Raw genomic sequence first — 22324 nt, forward strand, 5'->3', positions numbered from 1 at the left:
GGTGGGAATCAGCGATCATTTGAGCAAGGGTTGAGCGCGTGTCTGCATCCGTGGAGCGCTGGCTCACCCTCGAAGGCCTCAGCAACGTCCGGGACGTGGGCGGGCTGCCGCTGCGCGGCGGCGGCACCACCCGCGGTGGCGTGCTCCTGCGCAGCGAGTCGCTGCACTTCTGCACCCCGGGCGACGTCGAGCATCTCGTCGACGTGTTCGGGTTGAAGCTCGTGCTCGACCTGCGCACGCGGCGCGAGATCGAGCGCGACGGGCCGACCGCGGTCGCCCGCGCCGGTGTCGAGACGGTGGCCCTGACCTTCATTCCGGAGGACGGGCGGGAGCTGCCCGAGACCGACGGCGTCGACCCGCTGGTGCACATCTACCTCGGCTACCTGCGCAACCGGCCGGACAACGTCGTCGCGGCGGTGCGGAGGCTGGCCGCGGTCGACGCAGGCCCGGCGCTGGTGCACTGCGCGGCGGGCAAGGACCGCACCGGCACGCTCGTCGCGCTCGTGCTGGACGCGGTCGGTGTGGAACGCGATGCCGTCGTGGCGGACTACGCGCTCTCCGGCGAGCAGATCGAGGCGATGTTCCGGCGCTGGACCACCGCGTCGGGTGAGCCGATGCCGGCCGACCTCACCCCGCACATCCCCCGCGCGGCGGCGATGGCCGAGGTGCTGGCCACCCTCGACGCCGAGCACGGCACGGACGGGGCAGGCGGAGCGGCGGGCTGGCTGCTGGCCCACGGTCTCGACGAAGCCGACCTGGAGCACCTCCGCAAACGCCTGACGGAGAGCTCCTGAGGGCGGGACACTACGGGAGCTCTTCGATCGTCACCGTGGTGTCGAGCATGCGGAGGGTGCCCGGCTCGCCGGTGACGGCGGGCCAGCCCCGGCGCCGCGCGCTCGCGGCCACCTGACCGGCCACGATGTCGTCCTGCCCGGACGCGGCGAGCAAAAGGCCGGACTCCCAGGCCGACGCCGTGCCCAGCTCGTCGATCACGGTGTTGGGCAGGTCGAGCAGCACCTGAAGGGCCGGGTGGTGCTCCGGTTCGAGCAGCGCCCACGCCCGGCCCAGCGCCGTGCTCGGGATCGCGAGGACGATGTTCTCCTCGACGGCCGCCCAGACCAGAGCGCGGACGTACACCGGCCGGCCGATGGCGAACGCGGCGAGGGCGGTGGCGTCGAGGACCCGGCCGCCGATCATGCCGTGGCAGCCGGGTGGGCGGGAGTGGAGGCGTGGCGCATCAGACGGCGGCCGCGGGCGGCACAAGGCGCAGGGTGCGCCGCGCCAGCGCGAGCTCGTCCGCGGGGGGCGGACCACCGTAGAGGTCTGCCAGGGCGGCCAGCGACCGTTCTCGGAGCTGGCGGGCGGACACGGCGTCCGCGATGTACGCCGAGATGCTCCGCGCGGATCCGCGCCGCACCGCATTGCGCGCCTCGGCCATCAGCTCCGCCGGGAGGCTCACGGTCACACGCTCAGTGCGCATGTGCGGAGAGTACCGCTTCGGGTGCTTCTGCTCACCGACCGTCAGGTAACCCGGCCGGGCGACGCAGGTTACTCGTCGGTATGCGATGGTGGGCGCAGATGCTGAACCAGCGTGCGAGGAGGCCGAGGTGGACCTGACCTACACGCCCGCGGAGGAGGATTTCCGCCGGGAGCTGCGTTCGTGGCTGCAGGCCAACATCCCCGCCGAGTGGACCCGTCCGGGCTTCTGGGAGTCCCTCGACGACGCCGAGAGCTTCCGGCTGCGCCGCGACTGGGAGCGCGACAAGGCGCTCGCCGGGTTCGCGGGGATCTCGTGGCCCACCGAGTACGGCGGCCGCGGCGGCACGCCCGGCATGAAGGCGATCTACGACGAGGAGACGGTGCTCGCGCAGGCGCCCCGCACCGTCAACGCGCTCGGCCTGACCTTCCTCGCGCCCACCGTGATGGCCATCGGCACGGACGCGCAGAAGAAGGAGATCATCGGCCCGATGCTGCGCAACGAGGTGATCTGGTGCCAGGGCTTCTCCGAGCCCGGCGCCGGTTCCGACCTCGCGGCCATCTCCACGAAAGGCGTCCGCGACGGCGACGACTTCGTCGTCAACGGGCAGAAGGTCTGGACCACCAACGCCGTGCACGGCGACAAGATCTTCACGATGGTGCGCACGGAGCCCGGCTCCCAGCGCCACCGCGGCATCTCGATGCTGCTGATCGACATGCACCAGCCCGGCGTCGACGCGCGGCCGCTCAAGCAGATGAGTGGCGCGAGCGAGTTCGGTGAGGTCTTCTTCGACGACGCCCGCGTGCCCGCCACCGGCTCGCTCGGCGAGATCGGCGACGGCTGGCGCACGGCGATGCTGCTGCTGTCGTTCGAACGCGGCGCGTCCGGGATCGCGCAGTACACGGAGTTCCGCCGGCAGTACGACGAAATCGTGGCCGTCGCCAGAAAGCTCGGCCGCGACCGCGACCCGGTGGTGCGCGACAAGCTCGCCCGGGTGCTCACCGAGCTGGAGTGCCTGCGGCTGCACGCCATGCACGTGCTCACGCAGGTGGAACAGGGCCGCGACCTCGGGTTCGAGGCGTCGATGACGAAGCTCCAGTGGTCGGAGGCGTTCCAGGACCTCTGGGAGGTGTTCGACGACGTCCTCGGCGAGGACGCCACCCTCGACTCGATCGACGGGCTGGACCTGCGTCCCCTGCACGCGCAGGCGATGTGGTCCCGGTCGGTCACCATCTGGGGCGGGTCGTCACAGGTGCAGCGCAACGTCACTGCCGAGCGTGTGCTCGGCCTGCCGCGGTAGGGAGTCGCCGTGTACTTCGCACTCACCGACGACCAGCGCGAGTTCGACGCCGCCGTGCGGTCGTACCTCGGCGAGCGGTTCGACCTGGACGCCGTGCGCGGCGTGGTCGAGACCCCGGAGTCGGACGGCAACCCAGCCTCCTTGTGGAAGGCCGCGGGCGAGCAGGGGTGGCTCGCCGTGCTCGTCCCGGAGGAGCACGACGGCCTCGGACTGGGACTGGTCGAGGCGCAGGTGATCGCGCGGGCGCTGGGGGCTGGGGTCGCGCCGGGGCCGTGGCGCGGCACGGTGCTCGCCGCCGAGGCCGTGCGCCTGGCCGGATCCGACGAGCAGCGGGCAGCCTGGTTGCCGCGGCTCGCCGCGGGCGCCGCCGTCGGGGCGTTCACGCTGCGCGGCTCGGCACCGGGAACGCTCCCGGCCGTCGAGTACGGCGCCGCAGCCGACGTCGTCGTTGCGCCGTCCGGTGCCGGGCTCGCGCTCGTCACGGACGCGAGCACCACCCCGCGCGGCTCGTACGACGGCACGACGCGGCTCGCGGACGTCGAGGCCGGGTCGGGGGACGCACTGCCAGGCGCCACCGCCGAGGTGATCGGCCGGCTCACCGCGCAGGCGACGGTGCTCGTCGCGGCCGACCTCGTCGGCATCGCCCGCGAGGCGATCACCCGAACCGTGGCCTACGACCGCGAGCGGCAGCAGTTCGGTGTGCCGGTCGGGTCGTTCCAGGCGATCAAGCACGCGCTCGCCAACCTGCACGTGGCCGTCACGATGGCCGAGCACGCCGCGCTGTACGCCGCGCACGCGGTGGACGTCGATCTCCCGGACACGCCGCTCGCGGTGTCGGTGGCCAAGGCGAAGGCGAGCGACGCGGCCCTGGACGCGACGGCCGCGATGATCCAGTATCACGGCGGCATCGGCTACACGTGGGAGCACGAGGCGCACTTCTTCTACAAGCGCGCCAAGCGCCTGGCCGCCCAGTACGGCGACGCGGACGCCCACCGCGCCCGGATCGCCGAACTGACGGTCGACTGACGGCCGACTGACGGCACGCACCGTCGCGGACCGCGGACGGTGCGTGCGGTCGGGGGGCAGGTAGCGTCGCTCGGCGTGACTCCGGCAGAGATCGTCGGGCTCCTCGCCGAGCCCGACCGCCTCAGTGTCCTGTCGGCGCTGGTGCTGGGTGCCCGCAGCCCCGCCGACGTCGCCGCGATCACCGGGCTCAGTACCCGCGAGGTCGGCAAGGCCCTGCAGAAGCTGCAGGCGGGCGGGCTCGTCGACGACGCGCTCGACGTGCGGGCCGAGGTGCTCAAGGAGGCGGCGCGGGCGGCGGCGCCCGTCGTGCAGGCGGAGGACCTCGGGTACGCCGACGCCGGCGTCGAGCAGGTGATCAGCCGGTTCGTACGCGACGGGCGGCTGCTCTCGTTCCCCGCTCAGGGCGCGAAGCGCAGGCTCGTGCTGGAGCACGTCGTGCAGAGCTTCGAGCCGGGCCGCCGGTACCCGGAGCGCGAGGTCGACGCCGTGCTGCGGACCTGGACGGAGGGCGGTGGCACCGACCACGCGACGCTGCGCCGCTACCTGGTCGACCATTTGCTGCTCGCCAGGGAGGGCGGCGAGTACTGGCGCTCCGGCGGGTGGACGGACGTCCGGGGCACCTGAAAGAGAGCGCGGCGGAAGCAGCGACTCGCACGCACCCAGACCCCGACTCGCGCGCACCCAGACCCCGACTCGCGCGCACCCAGACCCCGACTCGCGGAACGCGGGGCCTACCGCGCCCGCGAGTCGGGGTGTGAGTGCGCGCGAGTCGCGCGCAGTTTTCCGGCGACTCGCGGGTCAGGTGGGGTCGGAGCCCCGAATCGCGGCCAGCCAGAGGCCCATCGCCGCGGTCAGGGCCGTCACTGCCGCCCATGTCTCCACGCCGCCGCGGTCCACGTAGGTCCAGAGCAGGCCGATGAACGGTGCCGGCACCACCAGCGGCAGGTCGGCTCGCAGCTGCCTGCGCATGCGGGCGAGCGCGGCGGCGCGGGCGGCGACGGTGTCGTCGGGGCGGGACGGGTTGTCGGTGCGGTGCCCGTGCGGCTCCTCCAGCCGCACCGGGCCGGACGGGACGAGCGGGTGGTCCCCGTCGGGGCCGGGGACGGTGGCGGCGACCATGCGGTCGCGCAGCGGGTCGCCGTGGAGCCGGGCCACCGTGGGGGAGGGGAGGCCCACGAGCACCGGGTCGAAGTGCACGGGGATCCACCGCTGCGGGTGGGTGTCGGTCTCCAGGTACGAGTGGGTGGCGAGCCCGGCCTGCCAGCGGACGCGGCGCACCGGCACCGAGCGTGCGGGCTGCGCGAAGGCGCGCCTGCGGGTGACCACCTGCCAGGCGAACACGGCCAGCACGAGCACGGCGACCACCACGGTGAACGCGAGGGTCGTGAGCGCCCGGTCGGCGTCCACGAGGATCTGGGCGCCCGGGATGAGAGGCCCATCGGGACGGGCGGGGTCGAACGCCACCTCGGTGCGGGTGCCGGGTGCGGGCGGTGTCCCGCTCACCTCGACGAGGTCGACGCGTTCGGCCCGTCCGGGTGGGGTCCAGCGGAGCTGCACGGCGGAGTCGCGGACGGCCTCAACCACGCCTTCGGCCCGGCCGGTCGCGGCGCCGATATGCGCCGACGCCGCAGCGAACGTGGTCGCCGCGACGCCGGCCAGCACCCCGCACACGGCGAGGACGATCCCGGTGGTGAGCAGGGCATGCCGCAGCGGGCGGAGGGCACCGAGACGCCCCCTGCCCGCTGCGCTGCTGCCGGTCAACGCCTACGACCTCACTTGGCGAAGCCGATCTTGGTGTAGTCGTAGTCCGCGAAGCCCTTGGCGCCGAAGTTGACGACGTTGGGCTTCAGGGCGACGGCATCCGGGCGCTGGTAGGTGAGCAGCGAGTGCCCGATGTTCCACAGCTCCTGGTCGATCTCGTTGACGATCACCCGCTGCTTCGCCGGGTCGAGCTCGGCGTTGGCCTGCACCAGCAGGTCGTTGATCTTCTGGTCGCCGATCCGTCCATAGTTCTGCCCGACGGCGTCCGGGACCAGGCGGTAGATGCCGCTCGACGAGCTGATCGGGGAGGGCGTGCCCAGCCACGCGAAGTGGGTGATGTCGAAGTTGCCCACGTTCACGAACTGCTCGAAGAAGTTGTCGCTCGGCACCGCGTCGATGTTCACCTGCACGCCGATCGCGGCGAGCTGCTGCTGCACGATCCGCGACTCCGCCTCGCTCACCGGCGTGCCGGTCGGGATGACGTCGCGGATCACGAGCTGCTTGCCGCCCTTCGCCCGGACGTTGCCCTGCAGGGTCCAGCCCAGGGCGTCGAGCTCGGACTTGGCCTTCTCCGGGTCGTAGGCGACCACGCCGGAGTGGTCCTCATAGCCTTCCTGGCCCTCGACGTAGAGGTGGTTACCGAGCGGCTTCGCGGTGGGCACGATCGGGCCGATCTGCGACTGCGTCAGGACGTTGCGGTCGATGCCCTTCATGATCGCCAACCGCATCTTCGGGTCCTCGAGGATCGACCCGGGGGCGCCGTTGAACGTGATGTGCCGGTAGTTGGGGCCGTTCGCCGTACGGATGACGGTGTCGGGCACCTGCTGGGCGCGCTGGAAGGTCGCGACGCTCGGGCCAATCTCGAGGAAGCTCAGGGAGCCGTTGGCGTATGCGTCCGCCTGCGCGGCCTGGTCCAGCGCGACGTAGACGATGCGGTCGAGCTTGGCCGGCTCACCCCACCATTTCTCGTTGCGCACGACGGTGAGGCGCTTGGCGGTGGCGTCGACGCTCTCGAACTTGAAAGGCCCTGCGGTCTGGTCGTTGATCGGCTGGTTGATCCAGCCCTCGTTGAAGACCTTGGGATCGGAGTTCGTCTCCCGGGGGTAGAGCGGGAGGAAGTTGCCCTTCCAGTCCGCGAACTTCGAGCTGTAGGTGACGACCACCTCCTGAGGCGTCGCCCCCTGCGTCACGGAGGAGATGACGTCGTAGCCGGTCGTGCCGGCGACGAGGAACGCCGGGTTGGACCCGTTGAGCGCCTTCCACTGGGCCTCGAAGTCCGTCCAGTCGATCGGGCGCCCGCTGTTCCACTTCGCGTTCGGGTTGAGCTTGTAGGTCACCACCTGCGGGTCGGTGCTGGTGAGCTCCGCCGACTCGAGGTAGTTCGGGTCGGGCTGGTAGACGCTTTGCGGATCACCCTTCATGATCAGCGGGACCATCGAGCTCATGACGTCCGCGGTGTCGGCTTCCGTGCCGTCGAGCTGATTGCGGTTGTACTGCGGGGGCAGGCTGTTGATCGGCCAGAGGAAGTCGCCGCCGTCGCGCACCTGGTCGTAGGCGACCGGGTTGATGTCGTTCCCGGCCTGCGGAGGCGCACCGCCGGCGACGTCGCCGACGGATCCGCTGCCACCTCCCCCACCGCCACAGGCGCTCAGCACGAGCGCGGCGGTCGCGGCGAGCGCGAGCAGCCCCGCTCCTCGTCGTGACGGTCTCATCGTTCCTCCTGGTCCATCCGCGGTAGCGGAGTTGCTGACGAATTGGGGGTGCCGTCACTCGGGGATGACGGACGTTCGGGGGCGGATGCAGCTAGACGACGGTCTTGATCCGAGCCCAGTGGCAGGCCGCCTCGTGGTCGACTACGGACATGCCCCGCTGGGCGGGCTGGGCAGCGGCCCTCGGCGGCTCCTCACCGATGCACCGTGCCTGGCGATCCGCGTCGAGCGTGAGGAACAGCGGGCAGCGGGTGCGGAACCGGCAGCCCGACGGGGGGTTCGCGGGACTGGGCATGTCCCCCTGGAGCAGGATCCGCTCGCGGCGCCGCTCGACCTCGGGGTCGGGCACGGGGATCGCCGAGAGCAGCGCCTGCGTGTACGGGTGCTGCGGGGCGGCGAACATCTCGTCCACCGCGCCGATCTCCACGATCTTGCCCAGGTACATGACGGCCACGCGGTCGGCGATGTGGCGCACCACCGACAGGTCGTGCGCCACGAACAGGTAGGCCAGCCCCAGCCGCGCCTTCAGCTCGTCGAGCAGGTTGAGCACCCCGGCCTGGATCGAGACGTCGAGCGCCGATACGGGCTCGTCGAGCACGAGCACCTTCGGCTCCAGCGCGAGCGCGCGGGCGATGCAGATGCGCTGGCGCTGGCCGCCGGAGAACTCGCCGGGGTAGCGGTTGATCTGCTCGGACCGCAGCCCGACCAGCCGCATCAGCTCCGGCACGCGCTCGGCGATGTGCTGCTTCGAGAAGCCCTGCACCTCGAGCGGTTCGGCGATCAGGTCGCGGACGGGCAGGCGTGGGTCCAGCGACGCCATCGGGTCTTGGAACACGATCTGCATGTCACGGCGGATCCGCTTCCGGTCGGCCTTGGACAGAGCAGCGGTGTCGGAGCCGAGCACCTGCACCGTGCCGCCCATCGGCGGCTCCAGCCCCAGGATCTCCAGGATCGTCGTGGACTTTCCGCAACCGGACTCCCCGACGAGGCCGAGGGTCTCACCGGCGCGGACGTCGAACGTCACGCCGTCGACGGCGCGCACGGTGCCGACGGTGCGGCGGAAGATCCCGCCCGCACGGACCGGGTAATGCTTGACCAGCTCGTTCACGCCCAGCACCACCTCGCGGTCGGTGCGTGGCACGGCGTCGACCACCGGGCTCTCGACGACGTGGGCGTCGAACACCTCGGCGGCGAGCACGCCGCCCTGGGCCTCGGCATCGGCGAGCACGGCCGTCCGGATGCAGGCGGCGCGGTGGTCCCCGGTCGGGCCGGGGGCGACGAGCAGCTCCGGCTCGGCCTGGTCGCATGCGTCCACGTGCAGGGGGCAGCGGGGCCCGAACGGGCAGCCCGGCGGAAGCGCCACGAGTGACGGCGGTTGGCCCTCGATGGGCACCAGCGGCTGCCCGCGGCCGATGTCCAGACGGGGGATGGAGCCCAGCAACCCGAGCGTGTACGGCATGCGGGGCGCCGCGAAGATCTCGTCGACGGTGCCGGTCTCGACCGCCTTCCCCGCGTACATGACCACCACTCGGTCGGCCGTGCCTGCGACGACGCCCAGGTCGTGCGTGATCAGCACGATCCCCGCGCCCGTCACCTCCTGAGCGGTCTTGAGCACCTCCAGTACCTGGGCCTGCACCGTGACGTCCAGAGCGGTGGTGGGCTCGTCGGCGATGATGAGGTCGGGATCGTTGGCGATCGCCATCGCGATCACGGCCCGTTGGCGCATCCCGCCGGAGAACTCGTGCGGGAACGCCTTCACCCGGTCCACCGCGTTCGGGATCCCGACGAGGTCGAGCAGCTCGACCGCGCGCTTGGCCGCAGCCTTGGCGGTGATCGAGCGTCCACCGTGCACCAGAAGTGCCTCGGCGATCTGGTCGCCCACGGTGTACACGGGAGTCAGGGCGGACAGCGGGTCCTGGAACACCATGGCGATCTTCCGGCCGCGGATCCGGGACAGCTCCGTGTCGGAGAGGCCGAGCAGCTCCTGGCCGCGCAGCCGGATCGAGCCGCTGATCTTCGCCGACGGCGGCAGCAGCCCCATCACGGCCAGTGACGACACCGACTTGCCCGAGCCGGACTCGCCGACGATGCCCAGCACCTCGCCCGGAGCCACCTGATAGCTGATCCCCCGCACCGCGCTCACGCGGCCGTCCTCGCTCGGGAAGGACACCTCGAGATCGGAGACCTCCAGCAGGGCGTCGCCGGGACCGGGTGGGAGACCGGGGTCGGCCAGCACGTCGGTGTCGATCATCGTCATGAGGTGGGGACCTTCTTCGTCTTCCGTCCCGACTTCGAGCGGCGGCGGCCTCCGCGGGAGTTCGGGTCGAGCGCGTCACGCAGGCCGTCGCCGACGAAGTTGACGGCCAGCACCGAAATGACCAGCAGGCCGCCGGCGAACAGGAACAGCCAGGGCGTGGTGACCGCCGCGTTGCTCCCGTCGCGGATGAGGGTGCCCAGCGAGACGTCGGGCGGCTGCACGCCGAAGCCGAAGTAGGACAGCCCGGTCTCGAGGAGGATGGTCGCGCCCACCGTGATCGTGACGTCGATGATCATCAGCGACGCCATGTTCGGCAGGATGTGCCGCCGGATGATCAGCGACGACGGGGCGCCCATGAACTTCGCGGCCTTCACGAACTCGCGCTCGCGCAGCGTCATCGTCATCCCGCGCAGGATCCGCGCTGTGATCATCCAGGCGAACACGCCCAGCAGCAGCACGAACAGGATCCAGCTGCTGCCGCGCAGCGCGGGGGAGATCACCGCGATGATGAGGAACGAGGGCAGCACGAGGAGCAGGTCGACCACCCACATCAGCCCGCGGTCGACCCAGCCGCCGAAGTACCCGGCCGAGGCTCCCACCAGCGACGCGATGATGATCGAGATCAGGCCCGTGAGCAGGCCGATCGTCAGTGACTTCTGCAGCCCGCGCATGGTCTGCGCGAACACGTCCTCGCCGATCTGGGACGTGCCGAACCAGTGGCTGGGCGAGGGCGGCTGCAGGAACGCGGTGTAGTCGTACTCGTTGTACGCCCACGGCGCGAAGAGCGGGCTGAGCAGCGACAAGGCATAGAGCAGTACGAGGGTGAGGAGGCCGACCAGCGCGAGCCGATTGCGGAGGAACCGGCGCAGCACCAGCCGTCCGCGCGTGATGCCCTCGGTCTCGTTCGTGGGCGTGCCCAGCGGGACCTCGACCGGCGCTCCGCCGCCCGAGGGGACATGCGTTCCGGCGCCGACATCTGTGGTGGTCATCGGGATCTTCTCCTGTCGGCGTCAGCGCAGCCGGACCCGTGGGTCCAGAAGGGCGTAGAACACGTCGGACAGCCAGCCCGAGATCAGCACCAGCACGGCGACGAACAGCGTGACGGTCGCCGTGATGTTCGTGTCGTCCTGCTCGATGCCGTAGACCAGCCAGTCGCCCATGCCGTACCAGCCGAAGATCCGCTCGGTGAACGTGCCGCCGGTGATCAGCAGGCCGAAGCCGAATGCGAACAAGGTGGCCATCGGGACGAGCGCCGTACGCAGTCCATGCTTGAAGAGCGCTCTGCGCCGCGTGAGGCCCTTGGCCTGCGCCGTGCGGAGGAAGTCACTGCCCAGCACGTCGAGCATCGCGCTGCGCTGGTAGCGGCTGTAGTACGCGATCTGGCCCAGCGCGATGGTCAGCGTCGGCAGGATGAGGTGCTGGACCCGGTCGAGCAGGGCGGCGCCGAAGCTTCCCTGGAACCCGGGTGAGGTCTCCCCGGTGAACACGAGGAGCTGGGCTCCCGCAGCCGTGTTGAGCTGGAGCGCGCCGTACTTGAGAAGCAGCCCGAGTAGGAACACCGGTGTGGAGAGAATGACGAAGGAGAAGAGCGTGGCGAAGTAGTCGCTGAACTTGTACTGCCGGATCGCCCCGGCCACACCGAGCACGACCCCGAGCGCGATGCCGACGGTAGTCCCGAGCAGGAAGAGCCGCAGGCTCACGCCGATCCGGCGGGGGAGTTCGTCGCTCACCGACTGGTTCTGCGTCGTCTTGCCGAAGTCGCCGACAACGGCGCCCCCGAGCCACAACACGAACCGCGTGGGGATGGGCTCGTCGAGGTGCAGCTCAGCGCGCTTCGCGTCGATCACAGACTGCGGCGGCGGGGGGTTGCGCTCCATCAGCTTGCCGACCGGGTTGAACGTGAGCGCGGCGAGGGTGAAGGCCAGGAAGGTGGCCACGAGGCAGAGCGCGACGTAGTTGATCAGTCGGCGCAGTAGGAACCGGGCCATGAATCTCCTTGCCTACACCGGATGGGTTGCACACCGGTTCTGTGTCCGCTCGGCGTGAAAACCGGTGGGCCCGCCGGGCTACTGCGCGGTACCTTGAAGGCCGCGGTGTGAGTTCGGTGTGAAGTGCCGGCGGTCGGCGACTAGTCGTAACGTCCCGATGCCGATTCGTGTCCGGTTTCGTGCCCGCTTGTGGTGGTATTGCTCGCACCGGGGCATCCAGATCGTTACAGGCCGAAGCGGGCGCCGCGCGCCGCGCGGCGTGTCCGTGCGCGCGGGCTGCGGCCCCGGCCGCCGGGTGGCAAGGTTTGGGGATGCCGCCCCCGGGAGCGACACGACCCAGAGCAAGGGCAGTCAATTCCACCGCTGCCGCCCTGCTCGGGCTCCTGCACGGCGGGCCGATGACCGGCGGCCAGCTCGTCAGCGCGGCCGTGGAGCAGTTCGGCTCCTTCTTCTCCGTGACGCGCAGCCAGGTCTACCGCGAGCTACCGACGCTCGCCGAGGCCGGGCTGGTCAGGCTGGGGGCGCAGGGGCCGCGCGCGTCGCAGCAGTACGCGATCACCGCCGCGGGGAAGCGCGCGTTCAAGTCTTGGCTGACGTCGGGCGGCGGGGCCGACTCGCTGCGCAGCCCGCTGGTGCTGCGGCTGCTCCACGCCGGGGCGCTCACCGAGAAGCAGCGCACCGAGCTGGTGGACACCAGCCGGGAGGCCTACGCCGCACGGCTCGACGCGGCCAGGAAGGTCGCGCGCGGCGAGCCCGATCCGTACCGGAAGGCCGTCGCCGACTTCGCCGTGGCGCACATGCGCGCGATGCTGAAGCTCCTGGACGCCATCCCGTACGGCTAGGCCGTGTCCCGCGGATCGTCATCCGCGTTCTTCGCGCCCAGATGGCACCTGGCTGCGTTGTCGGCAGGCCCAGGTACGCCCGGTACGTGGGCTTGCCTCCGCCTTGCCAGGAGCCATCTGGATCACGAAGCCCATCGGCCACGATCCACGGGACACGGCCCTAACAGATCCGCGTAGCCTAGAACGTTGTGAACCCCGACGTCGCAGCCGACCTCAAGGACCTCTCGAGCACCCTCGAGGGCATCGAGGCGGTCACCAACGTGCCCGGGCTGCGCGCCGAGATCGCCGACCTGTCGGACCAGGCAGGCCAGCCCGATCTCTGGAACGACACCGAAGCCGCGCAGAAGGTCACGAGCCGTCTCGCGCACGCGCAGGGGGAGCTGCGGCGGGTGGAGGACCTGCGGCGCAGGCTCGAGGACCTCCCCGTGCTCTACGAGCTCGCCGAGGACGAGAGCGACGCCTCGGCCATCGCCGACGCCGACGCCGAGCGCGTCAAGCTACGCCACGACATCGAGTCGCTAGAGGTCCGCACGCTGCTCTCCGGCGAGTACGACGAGCGCGAGGCGCTGGTGACGATCCGCTCCGAGGCCGGCGGGGTGGACGCCGCCGACTTCGCCGAGATGCTCATGCGGATGTACTTGCGCTGGGCGGAGCGCCACGGCTACGGCATCGACGTGTACGACACCTCGTACGCGGAGGAGGCCGGCATCAAGTCGGCAACGTTCCAGGTGCACGCCCCCTTCGCCTACGGCACGCTCTCGGTGGAGCAGGGCACCCACCGGCTGGTGCGGATCTCGCCGTTCGACAACCAGGGCCGCCGCCAGACCTCGTTCGCCGGCGTGGAGGTCGCGCCCGTCGTCGAGTCGACCGACCATGTCGACATCGACGAGAAGGAGCTGCGGGTCGACGTGTATCGCTCCTCGGGTCCCGGCGGGCAGGGCGTCAACACGACCGACTCGGCCGTTCGCCTCACGCACCTACCCACCGGCATCGTCGTGAGCTGCCAGAACGAGCGGTCGCAGCTGCAGAACAAGGCCACGGCGATGCTGGTGCTGCAGGCCAAGCTGCTGGAGCGGCGGCGGCAGGAGGAGCGGGCCAAGATGGACGCCCTCAAGGACACCGGCTCGTCGTGGGGCAACCAGATGCGCTCCTACGTGCTGCACCCGTACCAGATGGTGAAGGACCTGCGCACCGACCACGAGGTGGGCAACCCCTCGGCGGTGCTGGACGGCGACATCGACGGCTTCATCGAGGCCGGCATCCGCTGGCGGCGCAGCCAGACCGACGACGCCTCCTGAGACCTCTGATACATCCGGCCGCCGCTGGTCGGCCGACGGCCGCCGTCTGTCGCTCGACGGGCGGGTCGGGTGGGGGTGCCCCCCTGTGTTGGCGGTACCGTCCCGGCCGTGATCCGCCTGGAACGCGTCACCAAGTCGTACAAGACCTCGACGCGCCCTGCCCTCGACCAGGTCTCGGTCTCTGTGGAGAAGGGCGAGTTCGTCTTCCTCATCGGACCGTCGGGCTCGGGCAAGTCCACGTTTCTGCGGCTGCTGCTGCGGGAGGACGTCCCGACGCGCGGCAACATCTTCGTCTCCGACCTCAACGTGGCCAAGCTGCCGCGCAGGCGGGTGCCGCGGCTGCGGCAGCGCATCGGGTGCGTGTTCCAGGACTTCCGGCTGCTGCCGAACAAGACCGTCGGCGGCAACGTCGCGTTCGCGCTCGAGGTGATCGGCAAGTCCCAGACAACGGTGAAGAAGGTCGTGCCGGAGGTGCTCGAGCTGGTTGGGCTGCGCGGCAAGGCCGACCGGATGCCGCACGAGCTCTCCGGCGGCGAGCAGCAGCGCGTCGCGATCGCGCGCGCGTTCGTGAACCGGCCGCTGGTGCTGCTGGCTGACGAGCCGACGGGCAACCTCGACCCCGACACCAGCCAGGACATCATGCTGCTGCTGGAGCGGATCAACCGCACGGGCACCACGGTCCTGATGGCCACCCACGACCACTCGATCGTCGACTCGATGCGCCGCCGGGTGGTCGAGCTCGACCTGGGCCAGGTCGTCCGCGACGAGGTGCGCGGCGTCTACGGCGTGGGGCGGTAGCGGGTCATGCGCACCGACTTCGTCCTCCGCGAGGTCCTCACCGGCCTACGGCGCAACGTCACGATGACGATCGCGATGGTGCTGACCACCGCGATCTCGCTCGGCCTGGTCGGCACCGGCCTGCTCGCCGTACGCACCATCGACCGCACCGAGCAGCTCTACAGCGACCGCGTCGAGGTACAGGTCGCGCTCACGGCCGACGTGTCGGCCGCCGACCCCGACTGCAGCCAGCCGATCTGCACCAACCTGCGCACAATGCTGGAGAACTCGCCGCTCGTGGAAGCCGTGCGGTACGAGAGCCAGCAGCAGGCGTACGAGCGGTTCCAGCAGCTGTTCGCCGGCCAGTCCCTTGCCGACGTCGTGCGGCCGCAGTCCCTGCCGGCGACGCTGCGGGTGCGTCTCGCCGACCAGGCGACGGGCGCCGACGCCGTGCGTGCCGCGATGGCCGACCAGGTCGGCGTGCGCAACGTGATCGACCAGCGCGCGGTGGTCTCGCAGCTGTTCGACTTCCTCGGCGGCGTGCGCAACGTGACGTTCGCGCTCGCGCTGGTGCAGGCGATCGCAGCCCTCCTGCTCATCTCCAACACCGTGCAGGTCTCGGCGTTCACCCGGCGCACCGAAGTCGGTGTGATGCGCCTTGTTGGCGCCACGCGCTGGTACACGCAACTGCCGTTCCTCATCGAGGCGGTGGTGACGGGCGTGATCGGTGCCCTGATCGCGACGGGCGGGCTGTTCGCGGGCAAGTTCCTGTTCATCGACCAGCTGCTCTCCGGGATCGTCTCCAACGGGGTCGTGCCGCCGGTCGAGGTGGCCGACATCATCTGGGTCTCGCCGATCCTCGTGATGATCGGCGGCGGCATCGCCGCTGTCACCGGGTACGTCACGCTGCGGCTGTACGTGCGGCTGTAACTGCGCGGCCCCGCAGGGCCCCTCCGCGTAGGCTGGACCGGTGAAGGAGAAAGGCCGCTCGGTGATCGCGCAGAACCGGAAGGCGCGGCACGATTACTCGATCATCGACACGTACGAGGCCGGCGTCGCTCTCATGGGCACCGAGGTGAAGAGCCTGCGGATGGGCCGCGCGTCGCTCGTCGACGCGTTCGCCACCGTCGACGACGGCGAGGTGTGGCTGCGCAGCCTTCACATCCCCGAGTACTCCCAGGGCAGCTGGACCAACCACGAGCCCCGGCGCACCCGGAAGCTGCTGCTGCACCGCGGCGAGATCGAACGGCTGATCGGCAAGATCCGCGAGGGCGGCCTCACGCTGGTGCCGCTGTCGCTGTACTTCAACGACGGCAAGGTCAAGTGCGAGCTCGCGCTGGCGCGCGGCAAGAAGGCGTACGACAAGCGCACCGACCTCGCGAAGCGCGACGCCGATCGCGAGATCCAGCGGGCGTACGGGCGGGCGGCCAAGGGCCGGGCCCGCGAGATGCGGTGAGCGGGCGTCAGCGAGCGAGTCATCAACAGAGCGCAGTTCCTGCCCCGCCGGTGGGTGACGACGACGTCCCGCGGTTCCTCGCCGAGCTGGGTGTGCCCGGGATCGTGGACGCCCACGTGCACTTCCTGCCCGAGCCTGTGATGCGGAAGGTCTGGGCGTACTTCGACCAGGCCGCCACGCACTACGGCACCGACTGGCCCGTCCAGTACCGCACGCCCGAGCCGGAGCGGCTCGCCACGCTGGAGAAGCTCGGCGTGCGGGCGTTCGCGCCGCTGGTCTACCCGCACAAGCCCGGGATGGGCCGCTGGCTCACCGAGTGGGTCACGGAGTTCGCCGCCACCGTGCCCGATGCCGTGCCGACGGCCACGCTCTATCCGGAGTCGGACGTCGCCGACTATCTGGGCGCAGCCGTCGCTGCCGGGGCGCGCGTGGTGAAGGTGCATGTGCAGGTCGGCGCGTTCGACCCGCGGGACCCGTTGCTGCGCCCGGCGTGGGGGCTGCTCGCGGAGGCGGGCGTCCCGGCCGTCGTGCACTGCGGCCACGGCCCGGCGCCGGGCGAGTTCACCGGGCTCGACCGGTTCGGGGAGGTGCTGGCCGAGCACCCCCGGCTGCCGGTGGTGCTCGCCCACGCCGGGATGCCGGACTTCCTCGACGCGCTCGACCTCGTCCACCGCCACGAGCGCGTCTACGTCGACACCACGATGGTCGGCACCGCGTTCAGTACGCGGATGGCGCCGCTGCCGGCCGACTGGCCCGCGCGGCTGGCGGACGTGGCCGATCGGGTGGTGTTCGGTTCGGACTTCCCGAACATCCCGTACCCCTACGCGGAGCAGGTGGCGGCGGTCGCGGGCTGGGCCGCGGCAGACGACCGGCTCGGCCCAGCGTTCCTGCGCTCGGTCCTGCACGACACACCCGCCCGGCTCCTCGGGCTCGACCGCGACGGGCGTTGACCCCTGCCGTCAACGAGGTCCGTGCGTGGTCAGATCGGGGCGAGGCAGAGCACGTAGCCGCTCAGCCCGCCCTGGCTCTGTATCCCCGACACGGCGTCCGGCGCCGAGGCGCAGGCGATCTCCATGGGAACGAAACCGGTGTCGACCCGCTCCACAACCCGGTAGGTGGCCCCCGGTGCCGAGCAGTCCAGCTTCGCGTAGCCGATCTCGTCGCCGGTTTCCCGCAGACAGTCGCCGACCTGCGCGGTGTCAGGCGAGGCCTGGGGGTCCACGCCGGGCGGACCGAGGCAGAACAGAATGTCGGTGATGTTCAGGGGCGCGATCGGTGCGTCACCGGTGCTGGTCTCGTCGAGCGACCAGCTGTAGCTGGCTGTGCTGCCCGCCACGTCGTCGCACTCGAACCCGATCGGCAGGACGTCCTCGCTGCGGCTGAGCACCTGCGCCCCCGCGCTCGGATCCGAGCAGTCCACCTGGTGGACGTCCGATCCCGTGACGCCGGTCCCCGCGTCCGCCCCTGCCAGGCAGTCACCGACCTCGGAGACGTTGACCGCCGTGGCCGGGTCCGTGTCGAGCGGGCCGAGGCAGAGCCGGTACCCGCCGGTGTAGTCGACGTAGCCCTCGGTCACCCCGGCCACCGTCGTGCAGTCGCCTGCATCGTCCTCCTGGCGTTCGAGAACGCGCAGCTGCGCGGCGGAGCAGTCGACGGCGACGTACGAGTCGTCGCCGGACCGCTCGACGCAGTCGCCCGTCTGGGCGGACGCCGGGCCGGAGCAGGCGGTGAGGCCCCAGGCCAGCAGGACGACGAGCACTGCCGGCACGACCAACCATCGGCGGGCCCGCGAAGGGGTGGGCGGACCGAGAGGTGCGGATGGTTGCGTCACTGGTTCCTCCGAAGTCGATCTCTGCCGGAATGATCTTGGCCGAGTCGGGGAGGTCGGATCAGGTGTTAGATGTCACATCTGACCGAGTGGTCTCGCAGCAGCGCGCCGAGGCGGCGGAGCACCGGCACGAACCCGAGCCCGCGGACGGAGCCCGCAGAGGGGCCACAGACATGGCGCCGGCCCTCCGGTGAGTAGATCCCACCGGAGGGCCGGTCGTGTGCGCGGCGGCCCCGCCCGTCCCCCGATCGGGCGGGGCTGGCGCGCGGTCAGGCGGCAGGCCCGAACAACTGCGTCTGCTGGGCGCCGATGCGCTTGACGAGCAGGACGATGAAGGCGGCGCCCGCCAAGATCAGCACCGCAGATGCGGTGTTGACCAGCGCGACGGAGAGGTAGGCGGACATCGCCTCCTCGGCGCCGTCGACGATCCCGGAGCCGCCCGGCGCGTAGGTGACCACTGGTCTGGGGATGGCGATCACGCCGATCGTGCGAACCACCGAGCTGAGCACCATGGTCCCCCACCAGGCGACGACAAGCGTGTCGTGGCGGCGCCCGGTGTCCACGGGGTCGCTCGCGCGGGCGAGGTCGTTCATGACGATCGCCGGGAGCCACCAGTTCACGACCGGGATGAACCAGCCTCCGACCGCCATCGTCGGCGAGTACCGGTGCCGCACCGGGGAGAACTGATCGGCATTGAGCCGAGTGCGCCGGAGCCAGACGAGGAAGACGACCCCAGCCACGGTCACGCCGAACAAGGCGAAGGCGTTCGTCGCCGACTGGCCCATCAGCCGCTCGAACTCCGCGTCGCGGAACGCTTCGAGTGACAGCTTGCCCGCGACGTGGTCCACCAGACGCCCGTAGTCGCTCCAGGTGGCAGTGAGGTCCGAGATCAGGACGAGCACCGTCATCACGACGATTCCCGCACTGGCGACCTGACCGAGCCGGCCGACCGGCCGGAACTCGGCCAAGCGGCCGCCCGGATCCGACGGGAGGGCTGCGGAGGAATGGGGCTGCATCTGAGCACCTCGCCTTTCGTGATGTGTGGCGAGGTCGACCGGCGCACGGGGTGGTCCGTTGGGCGGTGGCGTCAGATGTGACTGGCATCACATTTTGCTCGACGCCGGCCTCGTTCCTGGGCGGCGGGGGTGTAACCGGGATGAAGCCGGGGCCCGCAGGCGTTACTCTGTGCGGACGCCCGGGCACGGGCGCCGAAGGGGGTGAACGGTTTCGACTCCGGATGTCGATCAAGGGGAAGCGTGCCGAGGAAGGCAACGATGATCTCGTTAACCATGCGTTGCAAAAAAATAAGTGCCGCTGATAAGCGCACTGCCCAGGTGGGCGACCAGAGCACCTTCGCTCTGGCTGCCTGATCCAGTAATGGGCTGTCGGCCCGGAGGTGTTCCCGCTCCGGGGTCCGGCATCAGCTAGGGGACTCACCTGCTCGCCCGGTCGCGGGGCGGGCAGGAACATCAAACAGCGACTGGGACCGTCACACCGGCTTGTTCGCGTGATCGGTGGGTCCGAGTAGAGGCAGAGCGGACTGCGCACGGAGAAGCCCTTGTGAAGCGACGGAGGACCCGGGTTCGATTCCCGGCACCTCCACGAGGTGGAACGGCTCATGCTCATGGAGAGCATGAGCCGTTCCTCGTTTCCAGGCCTGGTGGGGCCGCGAGTCGCGGTCTGAGTGCGCGCGAGTCGCTGCAGAAGTGCGCGCGAGTCGGGGTGTGGGTGCGCGCGAGTCGGGCAAGTGTCACGTTTGCAACATCGTCGAGAGCGGCGCTGAACTGCCCGCTCCGACCCAAGGATCCGGAGGCGCCGGTAGACCGGCGAGATCAGCACGCCCGCAGGTGACAGGAGGAACATCATGGGTGTCCTCAGCGGACAGTCGCGATGTCAGCGACGCGGGCACCGCCAGATCGCGAGCATTCTGGTTTGCGCAGGGCTCCTCGTTGCAGCGTGTGCGGGCGGCACGACGCCGGCAACGGACGCTGTGCCGGCCGGCTCGGGGCTCAAGCCGATCGAACCGGCCGCGCTGCAGGCCGTGGTGGACAAGACGGTCCAGGACCTCCTCATCCCGGGCGCGGTGGTTCTCCTGCGCACACCTCAGGGTGATTTCACGGCCGCCTCCGGCACCACCGATCTGGGCACTCAGAACCGGCCCGCCACCGACACCCACTTCCGGATCGCCTCGGTCACCAAGACCATGACATCCGCGGTGATCCTGCAGTTGGCACAGGAAGGCAAGCTGCATCTCAGCGACCCGGTGTCGAAGTACGTCCCCGGCGTGCCCAACGGCGACGACATCACCCTCGCAGAACTGTTGAAGATGCGCAGCGGCCTCTACAACTACACCGATGACCCCGAGCTGGCGGGGTTCCTCGACCATGACCCGACCAAGGTGTGGACCCCTCAGGAACTGCTGGACATGGCGTTCGCGCACCCGCCCAACGCCCCGCCCGACACCATCTTCGAGTACAGCAACACCAACTACGTGCTGCTCGGCCAGATCGCCGAAAAGGTGGATGACAAGCCGCTGGCCGCGGCGATGCACGACCGGTTGTTCGAGCCGCTCGGCCTGAAGAACACGATGCTTCCCGCCAGCACGTCCAACAGCATCCCCGAGCCGTACTCGCACGGTTACCTGTATGGCAGTTCCTCCGTCGTGTTGACCGGCACTCCGCCATACACTGCAGAGGAGATCGCCAGTGCGCAGGCGGGCACGCTCCAGCCCAACGACTACACCGGCATCAACCACTCCTTCGCCGCCGCGGCCGGGGCCGTGATCTCCACCTCCGACGATCTCGCCACCTGGATGCAGGCACTGGTCGGCGGCCGCGTGCTCAACGCCGAGTACCAGCGCGTATGGCTCGACAGCGTGCAACCGGAGGACCCCGGCAACCCCAACAGGGAGTACGGGTACGGCATCACGAGAATTAGCTGGGGACCCAACACCGTCTACCTCCATGGGGGCGAGACGCCCGGCTACAACACGGAGGCCTCCGTGGATCCCGCCAATCAAACGACGCTCGTGGTGTGGGCCAATCTGACCGTGTCGCCGGTCGACAGTAGGGACGCAGCCAACTCCGTCCTGCTGAAGGTGATGGATCAGATCTACGCAGCGTCACCGCTCGCACCGTCACCGCTCGCACCCCAGCCGACGCCACCTCTAGCGACGCCACCTCTGCCCACGCCGACCACGCGTTAGGGTCCACGCCACACCAGGTACTGCGCCGAGCGCTGGACTGGTGTCGTACGGGGTCGCGGCTCCGCTGCGTCTGCGCGGCGGTTCTCCTCCGTCTTGGCAGGCGCACCGTTTGACTGGCGCGCCGTCGGGTGTGGGTGCGCACGAGTCGGGTGTGCGTCAGGATCGGCGCATGGCGGACACAGCCCGGGAACACGACCTCGTCCTCTACGGCGCCACCGGGTTCGTCGGGCGGCTCGTCGCCGAGTACCTGGCCGAACATGCTCCGGCAGACACCCGGGTCGCGCTCGCCGGCCGCTCCAAGGACAGGCTCGAGGGCGTCCGCGCAGCCCTTCCGGTGGCGGCGCGGGAGTGGACGCTGGTCGACGCGGACTCGGAGGACCCCGGCTCGCTCGCCGCGCTCGCCGGCTCCACCAGCGCGCTCGTGACGACGGTGGGCCCCTACGCGCGCTACGGGCTGCCCGTCGTCGAGGCCTGCGCCGCGGCGGGCACCCACTACGCCGACCTCACGGGGGAGGTCCTGTTCGCTCGCGAGGCGATCGACCGCTGTGACGCGCCGGCTCGCGAGACCGGGGCGCGGATCGTGCACTCCTGCGGCTACGACTCCATCCCGTCGGACCTCGCGACCCTCCTGCTGCACGAGCGCGCGGCCGCCGACGGGGCAGGCGACCTGCGAGACGTCAGCCTCGTCGCGACCATGCGCGGAGGGATCAGCGGCGGCACGATCGACTCGATGCGCAGCCAGGTCGATGCGATGCGGCACAACCGGGCCCTGCGCCGGGTCGCTGGGGATCCGTTCGCGCTCAGCCCCGACCGGGCCGCCGAGCCCGCGCCACCGCAACCGCCGGACGCCGCCCGACCCGGCCGAACGCCCGGCGGGATGTGGACGGCCCCGTTCGTGATGGCCTCCCACAACACACGGATCGTGCGGCGGAGCAACGCCTTGCTCGACTGGGCGTACGGGCGCTCGCTGCGCTACGGCGAGGTCATGGGTTGCGGGAAGGGCCCGGCGGGCGCGGTCACCGCCGCCGCCGTCACGGCCGGACTGGGCGGGCTGCTCGCCGGGATGACCATCCCGCCCACACGCATGCTGCTCGACCGCCTGCTCCCGGCGCCCGGCGCCGGCCCGTCCGAGGCGACCCGGCGGAAGGGCTGGTTCCGCATGGTCGTCGACGCCACCACCGAGAGCGGCAGGCGCTATCGGGCCACCGCCGCGGGTCCGGGCGATCCCGGCTACGCGGCCACCGCCGTCATGCTGGGGGAGAGCGGGCTGGCGCTCGCCCTGGACGGCGACCGGCTGCCCGCCCGGACCGGCTCCTTGACGCCCGCGACGGCGCTGGGCAGCGTGCTCGTGGAGCGGTTGCGGGCAGCCGGGCACACCTACGAGGTGACGCCCGCCTGAC

General features: G+C 70.7%; 21 protein-coding genes and 1 other RNA gene. 13 read left to right on the forward strand and 9 right to left on the reverse strand.

The window, feature by feature from the left end; translation table 11 throughout:
* Positions 1-38: 38 nt before the first annotated feature.
* Positions 39-794, forward strand: coding sequence for a tyrosine-protein phosphatase (locus tag ABD143_RS32400; protein WP_343985547.1), 756 nt, complete (start codon positions 39-41; stop codon positions 792-794).
* Positions 795-804: 10 nt separating this feature from the next.
* Here ABD143_RS32400 and ABD143_RS32405 read toward each other — a convergent pair whose 3' ends face one another.
* Positions 805-1197 (reverse strand): hypothetical protein, encoded by a 393-nt coding sequence (locus ABD143_RS32405; RefSeq protein WP_343985549.1) that lies wholly within the window; start codon positions 1195-1197, stop codon positions 805-807.
* 40 nt (positions 1198-1237) lie between these two features.
* Complete coding sequence (locus ABD143_RS32410) at positions 1238-1480, reverse strand: ribbon-helix-helix domain-containing protein (protein ID WP_343985551.1); 243 nt, start codon at positions 1478-1480, stop codon at positions 1238-1240.
* 127 nt (positions 1481-1607) lie between these two features.
* On the opposite strand from ABD143_RS32410, the gene ABD143_RS32415 reads away from it, so the two are divergent.
* From ABD143_RS32415 to ABD143_RS32425, 3 genes are all read left to right on the forward strand, one after another.
* Positions 1608-2777, forward strand: a complete 1170-nt coding sequence (locus ABD143_RS32415; protein ID WP_343985553.1) for an acyl-CoA dehydrogenase family protein — start codon at positions 1608-1610, stop codon at positions 2775-2777.
* Positions 2778-2786: 9 nt separating this feature from the next.
* Positions 2787-3803: an acyl-CoA dehydrogenase family protein gene (locus ABD143_RS32420; RefSeq protein ID WP_343985555.1), complete on the forward strand. Its 1017-nt coding sequence runs from the start codon at positions 2787-2789 to the stop codon at positions 3801-3803.
* Positions 3804-3878: 75 nt separating this feature from the next.
* Positions 3879-4427 (forward strand): DUF2087 domain-containing protein, encoded by a 549-nt coding sequence (locus ABD143_RS32425; RefSeq protein ID WP_343985557.1) that lies wholly within the window; start codon positions 3879-3881, stop codon positions 4425-4427.
* A 174-nt stretch (positions 4428-4601) separates the two neighbouring features.
* Here the strand turns inward: ABD143_RS32425 and ABD143_RS32430 are convergent, their stop codons facing one another.
* From ABD143_RS32430 to ABD143_RS32450, 5 genes are all read right to left on the reverse strand, one after another.
* Positions 4602-5564 (reverse strand): hypothetical protein, encoded by a 963-nt coding sequence (locus ABD143_RS32430; protein WP_343985559.1) that lies wholly within the window; start codon positions 5562-5564, stop codon positions 4602-4604.
* 11 nt (positions 5565-5575) lie between these two features.
* Complete coding sequence (locus ABD143_RS32435; RefSeq protein WP_343985561.1) at positions 5576-7276, reverse strand: ABC transporter family substrate-binding protein; 1701 nt, start codon at positions 7274-7276, stop codon at positions 5576-5578.
* 91 nt (positions 7277-7367) lie between these two features.
* On the reverse strand, positions 7368-9530 hold the full coding sequence (locus ABD143_RS32440; RefSeq protein WP_343985563.1) for an ABC transporter ATP-binding protein: 2163 nt from the start codon (positions 9528-9530) through the stop codon (positions 7368-7370).
* Positions 9527-10519 (reverse strand): ABC transporter permease, encoded by a 993-nt coding sequence (locus tag ABD143_RS32445; RefSeq protein WP_343985565.1) that lies wholly within the window; start codon positions 10517-10519, stop codon positions 9527-9529. The genes ABD143_RS32440 and ABD143_RS32445 overlap by 4 nt, the downstream gene beginning before the upstream one ends.
* A gap of 21 nt (positions 10520-10540) precedes the next feature.
* Complete coding sequence (locus tag ABD143_RS32450) at positions 10541-11518, reverse strand: ABC transporter permease (RefSeq protein ID WP_343985567.1); 978 nt, start codon at positions 11516-11518, stop codon at positions 10541-10543.
* A 311-nt stretch (positions 11519-11829) separates the two neighbouring features.
* On the opposite strand from ABD143_RS32450, the gene ABD143_RS32455 reads away from it, so the two are divergent.
* From ABD143_RS32455 to ABD143_RS32480, 6 genes are all read left to right on the forward strand, one after another.
* Positions 11830-12360, forward strand: a complete 531-nt coding sequence (locus ABD143_RS32455; RefSeq protein ID WP_343985569.1) for a PadR family transcriptional regulator — start codon at positions 11830-11832, stop codon at positions 12358-12360.
* 188 nt (positions 12361-12548) lie between these two features.
* Positions 12549-13658, forward strand: coding sequence for a peptide chain release factor 2 (gene prfB / locus ABD143_RS32460; protein ID WP_343985571.1), 1110 nt, complete (start codon positions 12549-12551; stop codon positions 13656-13658).
* A 108-nt stretch (positions 13659-13766) separates the two neighbouring features.
* The gene (gene ftsE / locus ABD143_RS32465) at positions 13767-14456 is read left to right on the forward strand and encodes a cell division ATP-binding protein FtsE (RefSeq protein ID WP_343985573.1); all 690 of its coding nucleotides are present in this window, start codon (positions 13767-13769) and stop codon (positions 14454-14456) included.
* A 6-nt stretch (positions 14457-14462) separates the two neighbouring features.
* Positions 14463-15365 (forward strand): permease-like cell division protein FtsX, encoded by a 903-nt coding sequence (gene ftsX, locus ABD143_RS32470; RefSeq protein ID WP_343985575.1) that lies wholly within the window; start codon positions 14463-14465, stop codon positions 15363-15365.
* A gap of 40 nt (positions 15366-15405) precedes the next feature.
* Positions 15406-15891: an SsrA-binding protein SmpB gene (gene smpB, locus ABD143_RS32475; RefSeq protein ID WP_343985577.1), complete on the forward strand. Its 486-nt coding sequence runs from the start codon at positions 15406-15408 to the stop codon at positions 15889-15891.
* A 50-nt stretch (positions 15892-15941) separates the two neighbouring features.
* On the forward strand, positions 15942-16841 hold the full coding sequence (locus ABD143_RS32480) for an amidohydrolase family protein (RefSeq protein WP_343985579.1): 900 nt from the start codon (positions 15942-15944) through the stop codon (positions 16839-16841).
* Between the two features lie 29 nt (positions 16842-16870).
* Here ABD143_RS32480 and ABD143_RS32485 read toward each other — a convergent pair whose 3' ends face one another.
* Together ABD143_RS32485 and ABD143_RS32490 are read right to left on the reverse strand one after the other, a co-directional pair.
* A complete protein-coding gene (locus tag ABD143_RS32485) occupies positions 16871-17659 on the reverse strand; it encodes an LppU/SCO3897 family protein (protein WP_343985581.1) in 789 nt (262 codons plus the stop codon).
* Positions 17660-17988: 329 nt separating this feature from the next.
* Positions 17989-18735, reverse strand: a complete 747-nt coding sequence (locus ABD143_RS32490) for a DUF4328 domain-containing protein (RefSeq protein ID WP_343985583.1) — start codon at positions 18733-18735, stop codon at positions 17989-17991.
* A gap of 197 nt (positions 18736-18932) precedes the next feature.
* Between ABD143_RS32490 and ssrA the strand changes: the two genes are divergently transcribed.
* From ssrA to ABD143_RS32505, 3 genes are all read left to right on the forward strand, one after another.
* Positions 18933-19324, forward strand: a transfer-messenger RNA (tmRNA) gene (gene ssrA, locus ABD143_RS32495).
* Positions 19325-19583: 259 nt separating this feature from the next.
* Complete coding sequence (locus tag ABD143_RS32500) at positions 19584-20924, forward strand: serine hydrolase domain-containing protein (protein ID WP_343985585.1); 1341 nt, start codon at positions 19584-19586, stop codon at positions 20922-20924.
* 169 nt (positions 20925-21093) lie between these two features.
* Positions 21094-22323, forward strand: coding sequence for a saccharopine dehydrogenase family protein (locus ABD143_RS32505; RefSeq protein WP_343985587.1), 1230 nt, complete (start codon positions 21094-21096; stop codon positions 22321-22323).
* Position 22324: the final 1 nt, after the last annotated feature.

This window comes from Pseudonocardia aurantiaca (genome assembly GCF_039526725.1).
In the GTDB taxonomy this organism is placed as follows: Bacteria; Actinomycetota; Actinomycetes; order Mycobacteriales; family Pseudonocardiaceae; genus Pseudonocardia; species Pseudonocardia aurantiaca.